This window comes from Streptomyces canus (assembly GCF_030816965.1).
Classification (GTDB): domain Bacteria; phylum Actinomycetota; class Actinomycetes; order Streptomycetales; family Streptomycetaceae; genus Streptomyces; species Streptomyces canus_E.
Window position 1 is genome coordinate 6224448 of sequence record NZ_JAUSYQ010000002.1, and the last position, 14492, is coordinate 6238939.

Annotated in this window: 7 protein-coding genes and 1 pseudogene; 6 read left to right on the forward strand and 2 right to left on the reverse strand. The window is 71.4% G+C overall.

Features of this window, described 5'->3' with window-relative positions; all coding sequences use genetic code 11:
• The first annotated feature begins 256 nt into the window (after nt 1-256).
• Nucleotides 257-1963, forward strand: a complete 1707-nt coding sequence (locus tag QF027_RS29750; protein ID WP_306977405.1) for a glycerol-3-phosphate dehydrogenase/oxidase — start codon at nt 257-259, stop codon at nt 1961-1963.
• Nucleotides 1964-2015: 52 nt separating this feature from the next.
• Here the strand turns inward: QF027_RS29750 and QF027_RS29755 are convergent.
• Nucleotides 2016-2210 (reverse strand): annotated as a pseudogene (locus QF027_RS29755) (serine hydrolase); the annotation flags it as partial.
• A 520-nt stretch (nt 2211-2730) separates the two neighbouring features.
• Here QF027_RS29755 and QF027_RS29760 point away from each other — a divergent pair.
• The 3 genes from QF027_RS29760 to QF027_RS29770 all read left to right on the forward strand — a co-directional run bounded on the left by QF027_RS29760 (nt 2731) and on the right by QF027_RS29770 (nt 9846).
• Nucleotides 2731-4812: a serine/threonine-protein kinase gene (locus QF027_RS29760; RefSeq protein WP_306977404.1), complete on the forward strand. Its 2082-nt coding sequence runs from the start codon at nt 2731-2733 to the stop codon at nt 4810-4812.
• Nucleotides 4813-4986: 174 nt separating this feature from the next.
• A complete protein-coding gene (locus QF027_RS29765; protein WP_373432437.1) occupies nt 4987-7863 on the forward strand; it encodes a protein kinase in 2877 nt (958 codons plus the stop codon).
• A 189-nt stretch (nt 7864-8052) separates the two neighbouring features.
• Entirely contained in the window at nt 8053-9846 is a 1794-nt protein-coding gene (locus QF027_RS29770; RefSeq protein ID WP_307082532.1) for a serine/threonine-protein kinase, read from the forward strand.
• Between the two features lie 587 nt (nt 9847-10433).
• On the opposite strand, the gene QF027_RS29775 is transcribed toward QF027_RS29770, so the two are convergent.
• Complete coding sequence (locus QF027_RS29775; RefSeq protein WP_306977399.1) at nt 10434-10778, reverse strand: hypothetical protein; 345 nt, start codon at nt 10776-10778, stop codon at nt 10434-10436.
• Nucleotides 10779-11209: 431 nt separating this feature from the next.
• Here QF027_RS29775 and QF027_RS29780 point away from each other — a divergent pair, with 431 nt between their 5' ends.
• Both QF027_RS29780 and QF027_RS29785 read left to right on the forward strand, forming a co-directional pair.
• Entirely contained in the window at nt 11210-12841 is a 1632-nt protein-coding gene (locus QF027_RS29780) for a serine/threonine-protein kinase (protein ID WP_307078140.1), read from the forward strand.
• A 75-nt stretch (nt 12842-12916) separates the two neighbouring features.
• Nucleotides 12917-14488, forward strand: coding sequence for a serine/threonine-protein kinase (locus QF027_RS29785; protein WP_307078142.1), 1572 nt, complete (start codon nt 12917-12919; stop codon nt 14486-14488).
• Nucleotides 14489-14492: the final 4 nt, after the last annotated feature.

The following is a 14492-nucleotide window of genomic DNA, read 5'->3' on the forward strand; positions in this document are numbered from 1 at the left end:
GCGGGACAGGTGCGCAAGCCCTGTGGACTGGACGAGCGAGCGCAATGTCACACTAGGAGTAAATATGACCGAAATACGTCATTGATTCCGTGTGTCTTCCTGCGGGGTTGTGAGCCTGAGCGGCCTGCGGGGTACGCGGCGGTGAAAGTTGTCCACAGGCTGAGGGCGACTGGTGGCCGAAGTCGGGCAAGCCGGTCAGACTTTGGGCACGGGCGGGTACGTGGGAGACCAGCGCGATCGACAGCGGGAGGCAGTGGTGAGGACAGCGACACTGGGGCCGGCACAGCGTGCCGAGTCACTCGCATCAATGGCCGAGCGCGAACTGGACATCCTGGTGGTGGGAGCCGGCGTGGTCGGTGCGGGTACCGCGCTCGACGCGGTGACCCGGGGCCTGTCCGTGGGACTGGTCGAGGCGCGTGACTGGGCGTCGGGCACCTCCAGCCGCTCCAGCAAGCTGATTCACGGCGGTCTGCGCTATCTCGAGATGCTCGACTTCCCCCTCGTACGCGAGGCGTTGAAAGAGCGCGGACTGCTCCTCGAGCGGCTCGCCCCGCATCTCGTGAAGCCCGTGCCCTTCCTGTACCCCTTGCAGCACAAGGGCTGGGAGCGCCTGTACGCCGGCTCGGGCGTCGCGCTCTACGACGCCATGTCGATGGCCCGCGGGCACGGTCGGGGTCTGCCCACGCACCGGCACCTGAGCCACCGTCACGCCCTGCGCGTGGCGCCCGCCCTGAGGAAGGACGCGCTGGTCGGGGCACTTCAGTACTACGACGCCCAGATGGACGACGCTCGCTTCGTGGCCACCCTCGTGCGCACGGCGACCGCCTACGGTGCCAAGACCGCCAACCGCGCCCGGGTGACCGGGTTCCTGCGCGAGGGCGAGCGCGTGGTCGGGGCCCGGGTGCAGGACGTCGAGGCGGGCGGGGAGTACGAGATCCGCGCCAAGCAGGTGGTCAACGCGACCGGGGTGTGGACCGACGACACCCAGGCGATGGTCGGCGAGCGGGGACAGTTCCACGTCCGCGCCTCCAAGGGCATCCACCTCGTCGTGCCCAAAGACCGCATCCACTCCTCGACCGGGCTGATCCTGCGCACCGAGAAGTCCGTGCTCTTCGTCATTCCCTGGGGCCGGCACTGGATCATCGGCACCACCGACACCGACTGGGACCTCGACAAAGCCCACCCGGCCGCCTCCAGCGCGGACATCGACTACCTGCTGGAGCACGTGAACTCGGTGCTCGCGGTGCCGCTGACCCGGGACGACGTCCAGGGCGTGTACGCGGGCCTCAGGCCCCTGCTCGCCGGGGAGTCGGACGCCACCAGCAAGCTCTCGCGTGAGCACACCGTGGCGCATCCGGTGCCGGGACTCGTCGTGGTGGCGGGCGGCAAGTACACGACCTACCGGGTGATGGCCAAGGACGCCGTCGACGAGGCGGTGCACGGACTCGACACCCGGGTCGCCGAATGTGTCACGGAGGACGTGCCGTTGCTGGGCGCCGAGGGCTACCGGGCGCTGTGGAACGCGCGGGCGCGGATCGCGGCGCGCACCGGGCTTCATGTCGTCCGCGTGGAGCATCTGCTGAATCGGTATGGCGCCCTTGCCGAGGAGGTCCTCGACCTCATCGCCTCGGACGCCACGCTGGGCGAGCCGCTTCAGGCCGCCGACGACTATCTGCGCGCCGAGGTCGTCTACGCCGCCTCCCACGAGGGCGCGCGGCACCTGGACGACGTGCTGACCCGGCGCACCCGTATCTCCATCGAGACCTTCGACCGGGGTGTGCGCTCCGCCCGCGAGGCCGCCGAGTTGATGGCGCCGGTGCTCGGCTGGAACAAGGACCAGATCGAGCGCGAGGTCGAGCACTACGAGAAGCGGGTGGAGGCGGAGCGCGAGTCGCAGCGGCAGCCGGACGACCTGACCGCGGACGCGGCGCGGTTGGGGGCGCCGGACATCGCGCCACTCTGAAGACCCGGGGTGGGTTCGGCTGCGGCTCGACCGAGTGGCACTGGTCCGCGCATCACTCGAACGAGTGTCGCGAGCTGGGATCTTCGTTCGGAACCCGGTCGTTCTCCTGGGTGCGGGGGCAGAACTCGGCGGCGAGCAGGGCCGGTTCGAGGCCGGGGTCTGCCATCGACGCCGTGTTCACGCGGAAGGTGAGGACGCGACGTCCGCCGACCGTGTCTCCGGTGCGCACGTAGCTGGAACGAAAGCGCGGGCCGCGCTGGTCTCACTCGTCGACCAGGCCGGTATCGGGGCGGCGGGCAGCAACGGCCGCTCCCCGTCCAGCAGGTGTGCCGGTCACCGGGTGCCGCCGTCGATGTCCGCCGTCCGCATCGAGCCGCTCACGTCGAGGACGAGATTGACCTGGGGCGTGTCCGGCGGACGAGTGCCTGGTGTCGGGCGCGGGTGGCCACCGAGGGGGCCGGCTCCTGCGCCACGGCGCCCACGCTGCCGGTGATGCGGCCGTTGTGCCCCCACACCGTCGCCGCCGCACGGCGTGCGGGAGGCCCTGAGGCCTGTCGTCCCATTCCCCCTGCCACGCCTGGCACGCGTCCTCGGCCCAGGCGGGCGGGAGCCGTGGGCCGAGGGGTGCCGCGGGCCGGCGGGGTCTCTGGGCCGACATCGCCGGGCCGTGCCGCGGGCGAGGCGGAGCCAGGGGCACCCTGGGCGTCGGGCACTTGTCGGGTGAGGGACAATGGAGGCTCTGTCAGGGCGGGTTCATGAGGGGACGCATGTCGGACGCGGAGCGGGCGGGAGCATCCCGGCAGGACGAGAACGACCGTCTCCTCGCCGGGCGGTACCGGCTGGGAGGAGTTCTCGGCCGCGGAGGCATGGGCACGGTGTGGCGCGCCGAGGACGAGACCCTGGGCAGGACGGTGGCCGTCAAGGAACTGCGGTTCCCGTCCAGCATCGACGAGGACGAGAAGCGCCGGCTGATCACACGCACGCTGCGTGAGGCCAAGGCGATCGCGCGGATCCGCAACACCAGCGCGGTGACCGTGTACGACGTGGTCGACGAGGACGACCGGCCCTGGATCGTGATGGAGCTCGTCGAGGGCAAGTCGCTCGCCGAGGTCATCCGGGAGGACGGCCTGCTGGAGCCGAAGCGCGCGGCGGAGGTGGGCCTCGCGGTACTCGACGTGCTCAGGTCCGCGCACCGCGAGGGCATCCTGCACCGGGACGTGAAGCCGTCCAACGTGCTGATCTCCGAGGACGGCCGGGTCGTGCTCACCGACTTCGGCATCGCCCAGGTCGAGGGCGACCCGTCCATCACCTCCACCGGCATGCTCGTCGGCGCCCCCTCCTACATCTCCCCGGAGCGGGCCCGTGGGCACAAGCCGGGACCCGCGGCCGACCTGTGGTCGCTCGGAGGGCTGCTGTACGCGGCGGTCGAGGGCGCCCCGCCCTACGACAAGGGGTCCGCGATCGCGACGCTCACGGCGGTGATGACCGAGCCGCTGGAGGAGCCGAAGAACGCGGGACCGCTCAAGGACGTCATCTACGGCCTGCTCACCAAGGACCCCGCCCAGCGGATCGACGACGGCCGTGCCCGGGCCATGCTCACCGCGGTGATCCACGCGCCCGAGCCGAAGCCGGCCGAGCCGGAGCCCGCGGCGGACGCGACCCGGGTGGTGCCGTTGCCGGCGCAGCCGCAGGAGCGTGCGGGCGGGGAGGGACTGCGCGGGGCGCTGCGTTCCGTGCGCAAGGCCGCCGGGGCCGTGGCGACGTCCGCGTCCGCGACGCGCGCCAAGTCCGGGAGCGATACCGCGGGTTCGGGTGGCGGAAAGGTACCGACCCAGGCTTCCGAGGCGGCTCCGGCTGCCTCGGCCTCTCCCGCTGCCTCGACCTCTCCGGCCACCTCGGCTCCTTCTGCGTCTCGAGGGAAGGGCACGGCGAGCGCGCCGTCAGGGTCGGCTTCGACGTCGGCTTCGAGTGCCGTGGCCGGGGTCCGGGACGGGAAGACACAGCAATCCAACGCGGTCTCGGACGGGCGGAGTTCGGGATGGCCCGTGATGACGCCACCGCCGGACCTGGCGCCGAGGCCGGTGCCCAGGGCGCCGCTGACCGATGTGGTGCCGCGGCGGACTCTGGTGATCATCGCGGTGGTCGTGGCCCTCGCGGTCATCGGTACCGTGCTGGCCCTCACGCTCGGCGGGGACGACAACGACGGGGCGAAGGGCGGCGGCTCCAAGGTGACGGCGGGCGCGAGTGCCAGTGCCGACACGAAGGAGGACGAGAGCGGGGGCACCCGGAGCGACGGGGCCACTACAGGGTCCGCCTCGCCGGAGGCCGGTGCGGGGGCCGGGAACACGCCGAGTACCGAGGAGAGCGGCCGGAGTTCGGAAGGGTCCTCCGGTTCGGGGGGTTCCGCCGACGACGGTGCGGTGACCTCGACGCACAAGGGGAGTCAGGGGTACTCGATCGGGCTGCCGGAGGGGTGGAAGTTCCAGACCAGCAGTACCGCGGGCGACCGGTTCACCGGGCCCGACGGGCAGAAGCTGCTCGTCGCCTGGACCACCACGCCCAAGGACGACCCGGTGGCGGACTGGGAGAACCAGGAACAGGGCATGCGCCGCTCGCAGTACACCAAGATCCGAATAGAGAAGGTGGGCTACCAGGGCTGGAACGCGGCCGACTGGGAGTTCACCTATGTGGAGAGCGGGACGAAGTACCGGACGATCGACCGTGGATTCGTCGTGAACGGCCATCTCGGATATGCGTTGATGTACACCGCGAAAGCCGCGAACTGGGGCACTGAGCTGCGCAAGGACACATGGCACACGCTCGCTCGTACCTTCGAACCGAAGTCGTGACGCGCTCTGCGGTAAGCGGTCAGGTGTTTGGACCCTGAGATCTGGAATCCCCTCTTTGCGGGTTGCCTCCGGCACGTATCGTGAGTGTTTGTGGACCGTCCGCACCCAGGTATGGGTAGGCAACGGGCCGCAAGGCGAACGGAATTGACCAACCGGGCGGCCGGGGGAGGCAACGTGGACGACTATGCGGGTCGGGTGCTCGCCGACCGCTACCGCCTGCCGCTGCCTCCATCCGACGAGTACGAACTCACCGAGACGCGCGCCTTCGACACCTACAGCGGGCAGGAAGTCCTGGTCAGGCAGGTGCCGTTGCCCGAGGTCGTCGAGGCGGAGGTGCTCGACGCGGAGGGGCTGCCCGACGGGTTCACGGCCCGAGACTCCCGGGGTGCGCGGCGGGCTTCGGGGCGGGGCGGTACCCGCCGGCCCACGGAGCCCGCCGTGCGGCGGGCCGTCGAGGCCGCGCAGGCCGCCGCCCGGATCCCCGACCATCCACGGCTCGACCAGGTCTTCGACGTGTTCGCCGAGGGCGGTTCGCTGTGGGTCGTCAGCGAGTTGGTGCCCGCGCGGCCGCTCGCGGCGCTGCTCGCCGAGAAGCCGCTGACACCGTACCGGGCGGCCGAGGTCGCCTCGGACGTGCTCATGGCGCTGCGGGTGCTGCACGCGCACGGCTGGGTGCACCGCAACATCACCGCCCGTACGGTGCTCGTCTGCGACGACGGCCGGGTCATGCTGACCGGCCTCGCGGTCGGCGCGGCCGAGGAGGCACTGTGCGGGTACGACCCGGTGCCGGTCGAGGCGGGCGATTGGGGCGAAGGAGGCGGGGAGCACCGGGCCGGGGCGGATGCCGGTCCGGGCGGCGGACGTGCGGGTGCGGGACCGCGTGAGTCTGCCGCGGGCCCGGGTGGTGGGCTCGGTGGCGCCGACGGGCGTGGCGGACCTGGTGGATACGGGGTTCCCGGCCATTCGACCGGTCCGGCCGGTGGGTTCGGCGCTGCGGGCAGGAGTGGTGGTGCCGGGGCGCCCGGCGCTCGTACGGCTCTCGGAAACGGCGGCGGTGCGGCCTTCGGGCTGGACGCACGGAGCGCCGGGCCGGGCCCCGGTGGTGCGGTCACCTTCGGTGGGGGCGATCCCGAGGCCGCCAGGCGGGCCGCGATCGAGGCGCGAGAGGCCCGTGGGCTGCCCAGCGCCGGGGTGGAGGCGGCGAACGGGTCCGGGGCTTCGGCCGAGCTCGTCCGCAGGGAGCCCGATGGCGGTACGGACATCCGCGCGGCGCGGGCCGGCGCGATCGCCGCGTATCGCGCGGGGGCACGGGCCGCGGCCCGGGTCCAGGAGGCGCAGAACAGCAGGACCGCCCTGCCCGGAGCCCGCCCGGCACCGGAGGCCGACCCCGCCGCACGAACGCCCGCCGCCGACCCCGCCGTACAGGCCAACGGGGTGGCGCAGCCGCCGTATCCGTCGGCGGATGGTGTGCAGCAGCCGCCGTATCCGTCCGGGAACGGCGTGACGCAGCCGCCGTATCCGTCCGGGAACGGCGTGACGCAGCCGCCGTATCCCTCGGCCAACGGCGCTGCACAGTCCCCGCATCCGGCGGCGAACGGCATCGAGCAGGTGCCCGGGGCCGGGGCTCCGGGGCAGATCGCCGATCCGTACGGAGCGCGCCCGGCTCCCTGGCACGGTGCCGTGCCGCGCGGCGGGGGTGCGGCGCCCGTGGGTGGCGTTCCCGCTCCTGACGCCGTGCCTGCCGTTGACCAGGCGTCGGCGCCCGCCCGCTGGGAGGACCTCCCCCCTGCCGATGCCCCCGCCCGCCGTGGCCCTGCCACCGCGCTCGCCGCCGAGCGGGCGCGGCAGGCCCGGATGGCCGTGGTGGGGCCCGTCACCGAGCGCTGGGCGCCGGAGCAGGCCGGGCCGGTGCATGAGAACTGGCAGCTGGCCGCGCCCATCGGGCCCGCGACCGATCTGTGGGCTCTCGGGGCGCTGCTGTTCCGGGCCGTCCAGGGGCATGCGCCCTATCCCGAGGAGTCGACGGCCGAGCTGGTGCAGCTGGTGTGCGCCGAGCCGCCCGCCTTCGCGGAGGAGTGCGGACCGCTCAGGCCGGTCGTGGAGTCGCTGCTGCGGCAGGACCCGACCGAGCGGCTGGACTTCGAGGAACTGCGCGGCTGGCTGCGGTCGCTGGTGCGGTCCGCGCCCGAGCCGGAGGCCGGCGCCCATGTCGTCGCCGTGCCCCCGGTGGACACGAGCCGGCTGCCGATCGTGCGGCGCCGGGGCGAGTTGGTGCGCAGGCGGCGCGCCGGGCTGCCCGCGACGCACGGACGGCACAAGCGGGCCCGGGAGGAGGCCGTATCCTCGCCGCGCCGCCTGGGCCGCAATCTGCTGCTGATCATCCTGCTGGTGATGGCCGCGGCGATCGCGTACGCCATGTACTTCATGCCGAAGGCGGACCCCGACGACGAGGGCGCCGCACAGAAGACCGGTTCCACCAGCCAGGCCGGTCCCGCGCAGTCCCCGACGACCAGCAGTGAACCGCGGCCCGAGCAGACGACTCCCGAGCCGTCGCAGTCCAGCGGGGCCGCCGAGACCCAGACCGCCGGGCCCGAGGTCGCTGACGGCTTCACCCTGCGCACGGACCCCGAGGGCTTCAAGGTCGCGGTGGCGGGCGGCTGGGAGCGCACCCCGAGGAACGGCCGGGGCCAGGTGGTCTACTCGCAGGGCAACTTCGAGCTGATCGTCGTCCCCGGGCGGGACACCGCGGCCGCGAACGGCAGCGATCCCATGGTCTACCAGCGGGAGAAGGAGCCAGAGCTCCAGCCGTACCGCGACTCCAGCTGGGCCACCGCCACCGGGCTGAAGTCGATCCAGGTGGGCACGCGGAGCATGGCCGAGGGGCAGTTCACCTGGACCGGCGACGACGGGCGCGAGCTGTACGTGCGCAATGTCGCGATCCTGATCGGCGGCAAGTACCACGTCGTGCAGGTACGCGGCCCGGAGGCGGAGCGGGACGAGGTGACCCGGCTGTACGAGCAGGCGTCGGCCACCTACCAGGTGACCGGCTGAAGGCACCGATCCGAAGGCACCGGCCGAACGGCGCCGACGGACGCCGTACCGGCGGCACAGGTTGAGTCGTACTTCGCGGAAGCGACAACCGTCACAGTGAGGTCTCCTTGACGCCCCCCTGGTTCCCCTCGGCGCGGGCCGGTCCTTAGTCTGACTGCGTCAAGAACATTGCGGGGAAACGTGAATCAGATGCAGGGCCTGCTCCTCGCGGGGCGTTACCGGCTCGCCGACCCGATAGGCAAGGGCGGCATGGGCCGGGTCTGGCGTGCCCATGATGAGGTGCTGCACCGGGCTGTGGCGATCAAGGAGTTGACCGCCGCGCTCTACGTTTCCGAGAGCGACCAGGCCGTGCTGCTCGCCCGGACCCGCGCCGAGGCGCGCGCGGCCGCCCGGATCAACCACTCTGCCGTCGTCACCGTGCACGACGTGCTCGACCACGACGGCCGGCCCTGGATCGTGATGGAGCTGGTCGAGGGCCGTTCGCTGGCGGACGCCGTCAAGGAGGACGGCCGTATCGAGGCGCGCGAGGCGGCCCGGATCGGGCTGTGGGTGCTGCGCGCCCTGCGTGCCGCGCACTCCGCCGGGGTGCTGCACCGGGACATCAAGCCCGGCAACGTCCTTCTCGCGCAGGACGGCCGCGTCCTGCTCACCGACTTCGGCATCGCCCAGATCGAGGGCGACACCACCATCACCCGCACCGGAGAGGTCGTCGGCTCGGTCGACTACCTCGCCCCCGAGCGGGTGCGCGGCGCCGACCCCGGCCCGTCCGCCGACCTGTGGGCGCTGGGCGCCACGCTGTACACCGCGGTCGAGGGACGCTCGCCGTTCCGCCGTACGACCCCGCTGACCACCATGCAGGCCGTCGTGGACGAGGAACCCGCCGAGCCGCGCCACGCCGGCCCGCTCGGGCCCGTCATCGCCGCCCTGCTGCACAAGGATCCCGCCGTGCGGCCCGAGGCGGCCGAGGCCGAGCAGATGCTCGCCGAGGCGGCGGAGGGACGGCGGCCGAGCGCGGCACAGGCGTATGCGCCGACGCAACATGTGGGTTCCCGCCATGAGCCGGGGGCGCACAGCGGGTCCCACAGTGGGCTCGGCACACCGACCACGGGCACACCGGTCGGCGGAACGCCGCACCCCTCAGCCGCGGGGCCGTCGTATCCCTCGGCCACGGGGCCGTCGTACTCCTCGGCCACGGGACCGTCGTACTCCTCGGGCTCCGGACCGTCGTACTCCTCGGGCCCGGGTCCGACGTACCACTCCGGCGCCCCCTACGGGCAGGTCCCCACCCCCACGGTCGTCGGTCCGCCGCACCACGCCGGCATGGCCCCGGCGGCCCCGCCCAGGCGCCGTCGGCTCCGTTCCGTCGCGCTCGTGGTCGCGCTCGCCGCGGTCGTCAGCGCCGGGACCGCGGTCGCGCTGCAGAAGTGGGACGAGGGGCGGAACACGGGCGGCACCCAGGCCTCGTCGAGCACCTCGCCCAGCCCCACGCCGAGCCCGGCCACGGGTGGGGTTCCGGCCGGTTGGGAGCGGCGCAACGACCCGGTGGGGTTCAGTGTCTCCTTGCCCAAGGGGTGGAAGCGGTCCGTCTCCATCGACCAGGACGGCCTTCAGCAGGTCGACTACTCGCCCGACAAGGGCAAGCACCTCGTGCGGATTGCCGTCGACACCGCGCCGGACTTCAGCACCGCTTACGAGCACATGAGCAACTTGGAACAGCGGGTCTCAAAGCTGCAGCATTACAAGCAGTTGAGCCTCAAGGAGGAGCTGTTCCGCGACCTGCCGGGCGTCCGTTGGGAGTACACGTGGAACGCACTGGCCAAAGACCCGCCGCACTACTTCCCGGGGCCCTACCGTGCGATCGACGTCGGGTACATGAACAGTGACGGCACCGAGTACGCCATCTACGCGGCTTCGCCGGCCGACGACTGGCCTACCACCAGAAAGCAGTTCGACTGGATCCTGCGGGGCTTCCAGGAGGGTTGATCCGAGTGGAACAGAAGGTTCCGCTGTCGGCGTGGTCGTTTTCACCGCCCTGGAGCAGGTGTTGAGGAAGGGGCCGGTCCTGCCTCTGATCCCCGGTCGCTCGGCGTGGTGCAGTACGGGGCTATGAAGGGCGTCCCGCCATTCCGCCGCGGCAACACCCCGGTTGAACCTGCAGTCCGTCTTCAACTCGCGGCTGCGGCTGTGGCTTCGGTGGAGGGGGCGTCAAAAGGCGGCACCCGGCTCGATCGCAAGACACTGTTCGGGCTCGGCGCGGTGGTCGTCGTGGCCTCGGCCCGTTCGTGGGGCCGCTGCCGGTCGGCTGGGAGAGTGGCAAAGAGAAGGGCGTGGCAGTGTCACCGGCGATGCCGAAGGGCTATTTGCGGGGTGATTCTCGGAGAGCGGTCGCGTTTCGGCCCATCCGGAATTCGGGTGGGCCGAAAAGTCAATGATTCGAGGTCAACCCATAGCGCTTCCCGATTATTCCTGGGTATCGGAGGTCGGTCAACGTCGCCTTCATCGTCTGCATCGATTCCGTCCCCGTTGCCACCTGTCTGAATCACAGGACCAGCGGGTTGTCGTGCGAGGGCTCAGGCAGAGTCGGAGCAGGAACGAACTATTTTATCCCCTTCCATTACCGCCACCTCCGCGCCGATGATGTCGAGATCGTCGCCGGAGGGCGACGCGTAGGTGGAGAAGGAGGTGGTCGCCCCGTTTCCGCGATATTCGGAATGCCAGGGCCAATCCGTTACCCATGAAGTGCCGGCATCCACGGAAAAGAGCCGTATGGCCACGTGGTGGCCATCGGCGGCGGTGTCCTTGACCCAACCGCTGATATCCACATGGCGGGCTGTCCAGTTGGTGAACGTGAGGCTTCCCGAGGCGCCAGTCACCGAGCACGCGGCTCCGCCACTCGCCGCGCTGGCATTGGTCACTGTGGTCGTGGCAAATATTGCCACCGCAGCGACACTCGTGACGGAAAGGCGTCTAAATGTGTTTCCCATAAGGTCAACATAAGGGTTTCATGATCCACGTGACAGTATGATTCCAGCCATCCCATTTGCCCGGTATGAAACGTATCTCACGGCAATTTGCCCCGCTTCGTGTTTGCGTAAAAACAGGCTTGGCCAAAAATGATCGTCTCTGGCCGCCCGGCCCGACTGGTCACGCATGCCGACGAACCGACCGAACGGCGGCGGGCGTTGCGGCGCCGCGCCATTGCAGTGGCCGTGTCGAGCCGGTCCAGCACGGTCCGCGCGCCTGGGCCTGAGTTCTCTGGAGTGTGCACCTGCTGTCCCGGGGCGGAGGCATACTTGGCCGGTCACCGCCCCGGAAGGCGTCCGTCCGTTGCGGCATGATGAGGCGCATGGGGACCGAGGGGGCCAACTTCCTTGTGATCGCGGGGCGTTACCGTCTCGAAGCGAAGCTCGGTCATGGTGGCATGGGCGTCGTATGGCGGGCCACGGACCAGTTGCTCGGGCGCGGTGTGGCGGTCAAGGCGCTTCCCCTGGACGAGACGTTCTCCGCGGAAGAGGCCAGGTGGCAGCGTGAGCGCACCCTGCGGGAGGCGCGTGCGGTCGTGCAGTTGCGCCACCCGAACATCATCGTCGTCCACGATGTCATCGAGCACGACGAACGCCCCTACATGGTCATGGAGTTGATCGACGGAGGCTCCCTCGCCGACCGTCTCGCGGCGAACGGCCCGGTCGACGCCGCCGAGGCCGCCCGGATCGGCGGCGACCTGCTGAGCGCGTTGCACACCGCCCACGCGGCCAGGGTTTTGCACCGCGACATCAAGCCGGCGAACGTCCTCATCGAGTCCGGCACCGGCCGGGTCGTCCTCACTGACTTCGGTATCGCTCAAGTCGCAGGCGCCACCACGCTCACCGAAAGCGGGTCCTTCGTCGGTTCGCCCGAGTACACCGCCCCCGAGCGGATGACCGGCGTCCGGACCGGACCCGAGTGCGACCTGTGGTCGGTGGGTGCGCTGCTCTGTGCGGCGCTGAGTGGGGAATCGCCGTTTCGCCGCGACTCGTTGGGCGGCACCGTGCACGCCGTCGTCATCGACGAGATCCGGCCGCCCGCACAGGCAGGACCGCTCCTTCCGGTCGTACGGGGTCTGCTGGAGCGGGATCCCGAGCGGCGGCTGGGCGCGGTGGAGGCGGAGCGGATGCTGCGGGCCTTCCTGGAGACGGGCCGCACGCCGCCGCGCCCAGCCCCCGAGCGGGAGTACACGCCGACCCAGCGGGATCTTCCGCTACGGCGTTCCCCGGCGCCGGAGCGGTCGAGGAGCGGCGGGCTCATGGCGCCGGTGCGGTCGGGGCGGGGCGTGCTCACGGCGGCGCTGCTGGTCGCCGTGATGGTGGGAGCGGGGTTGTCGGCGGCGGTGCTGTCGACGGACTGGGGCGGGCGGGACGGCCGTACGACGGCGGGCACTTCGGCGCCCGGGACGCCCGGTGGTTCGGCGTCCGGGACGGCGGGCAGTTCGGCGCCCGGGACGCCCGTGAGCGGCTCCGCCACCACGGCGGCGCCCGCACCCACCGCGGCCCTGCCCTCCGCCCCCTCCGGCTACCGCGTCGCCGAGGACCCCGCCGGGTTCGCGCTCGCCGTACCCGACGGGTTCACCCGTGAGCCGCAGGGGGAGCGGGTCTTCTACCTGTCGTCCGGGGAGACCTTCCGGCTCGGCATCAAGGTGACCGACCCCCAACCCGGTGGCCCGCTGGGCGTGATGCGGCGCGCGGCCGCCAAGGGCCCGGAGACCAATCCCGGTTACCGTGACGGCCGGGTCACCTCGGTCACCCACCGTGGACAGCCCGCCGCGTTCCGGGAGTTCACCTGGGACGGCTTCAGCGCGGCCGAGGGCGCCCGGCACACCTACGACGTGTGCTGGGAGGAGGACGGCCGGCTGTACGACGTATGGATTTCGGGTCCGATCGGGAAGGCGCGGGAGACCAAGGAGTACTTCGACGTGGCGGTCGACACGTTCACCGTGCCGTAGAGATACGTCACGGGTGTGTGACCGGAACGCGCCACCTCTGGATGCCTGCGGGTCTGGCGCGATATGGATGAACCCATGAGCAGCAGCGGGGGAGTCGGCCACGAGTCCGACGAGACGACGAGTTATGTTCTGCAACCTCCCAGGACCCCTCAGCCGGAGCCGGGTGTGGGCCGGCTCATCGCGGGCCGGTACCGGCTGCTCGCCAAGCTCGGGCACGGCGGTATGGGCACGGTGTGGCGGGCCAAGGACGAGACGGTGGACCGCGAGGTGGCGGTCAAGGAACCCCGCGTCCCGGACCATCTTCCCGAGCGTGAACGAGGCAACGCCTTCGAGCGAATGCGTCGTGAGGCACGCGCCGCGGCCCGGCTCGATCACCCCTCGGTCGTGAACGTGCACGACGTCGCGGTCGTGGACGGCCGGCCGTGGATCGTGATGGAGCTGGTGCAGGGCCGTTCGCTGGGCGACGCGTTGCAGGAGGGCACCCTCGGGGCGCGGGAAGCGGCGAGAATCGGCCTCGAGGTGCTCGGCGCGCTGGAGGCCGCGCACGCGGCGGGCATCCTGCACAGGGATGTGAAACCGGACAACGTCCTGCTCGGCCGCCACGACCGGGTCGTCCTCACCGACTTCGGCATCGCCCAGATCGAGGGCGAGACCAACCTGACCGACACCGGCGGCTTCGTCGGCTCGCCCGAGTTCATCGCCCCCGAGCGGGTGCTGGGCCAGCGTCCCGGCCCCGCCTCCGACCTCTGGTCCCTCGGCGTGGTCCTGTACGCGGCGACGGAGGGCGTCTCGCCGTTCCGCCGCAGCAACACCCCCGCGACCCTCCAGTCCGTCCTCAATGCCACGCCCGCGCCGCCCACCGCCGCGCACGGCCCGCTCGCCGACGCCATCAACGGCCTCCTCCAGAAGGACCCGGCGCGCCGCCCGAACGCCGCGCAGGTCCGGGCGCTCCTGGAGGCCACCGCCAACCCGCCCGCCCCGGAGCCCACCCAGATCGTGCGGACCGTCGAGGTGCCGGTGGGCGGCGGTCTCCGGCTGGGCCGCAAGACGTGGTTCGGGCTCGGCGCGGCGGTCGTCGCGGCCGCGGTGGCGGCGTATCTGGTGATCGCAGACCCCTTCGCGGGGCCGCTGCCGGACGGCTGGACGAAGAAGCACACCAAGGACGTGGCCGCGACACTGGCGGTGCCGGCGGACTACCAGCCCACCACGCCCGACCGTAAGACGGACAAGACCCACTGGATCACGTACTCCGACTACAGCGGCAGCATCTGGGTCGGCCTGCGCCTGGAGCGGAAGGCCGAGGACACCGCGAACGACATCGCGGGCTCCGCGGCGGCCGAGATGTACGACGACGACGGTCGGTTCAAGGAGAGCGGCGAGTACGACCTCAGCATGCCGGACACCGCGAAGACCCGGCCGGAGGACGAGACGTACCAGGGCCGGAAGGCCGCCAAGAACACCGTCACGTACAAGACCACGGACACGCAGAACCCCCGCCCCCGCGAAATCCAGATCTTCTACTACCGGACCTCCACCGGCGACATGTACAAACTCACCGTCAGCTATCCCGGCAAGGGGGACTTCACCGGGCGAGGGCGGGAGGTGGCGCGGACGGCGATCGCGAATCTGGGGGTGGACAGGCTCTGAGGAC

Bases quoted from the DNA above. Each gene is read 5' to 3' on its own strand.
- QF027_RS29760 (WP_306977404.1), top strand. From the start codon at position 2,731: ATGTCGGACGCGGAGCGGGCGGGAGCATCCCGGCAGGACGAGAACGAC.
- QF027_RS29770 (WP_307082532.1), top strand. From the start codon at position 8,053: ATGCAGGGCCTGCTCCTCGCGGGGCGTTACCGGCTCGCCGACCCGATA.
- QF027_RS29780 (WP_307078140.1), top strand. From the start codon at position 11,210: ATGGGGACCGAGGGGGCCAACTTCCTTGTGATCGCGGGGCGTTACCGT.
- QF027_RS29785 (WP_307078142.1), top strand. From the start codon at position 12,917: ATGAGCAGCAGCGGGGGAGTCGGCCACGAGTCCGACGAGACGACGAGT.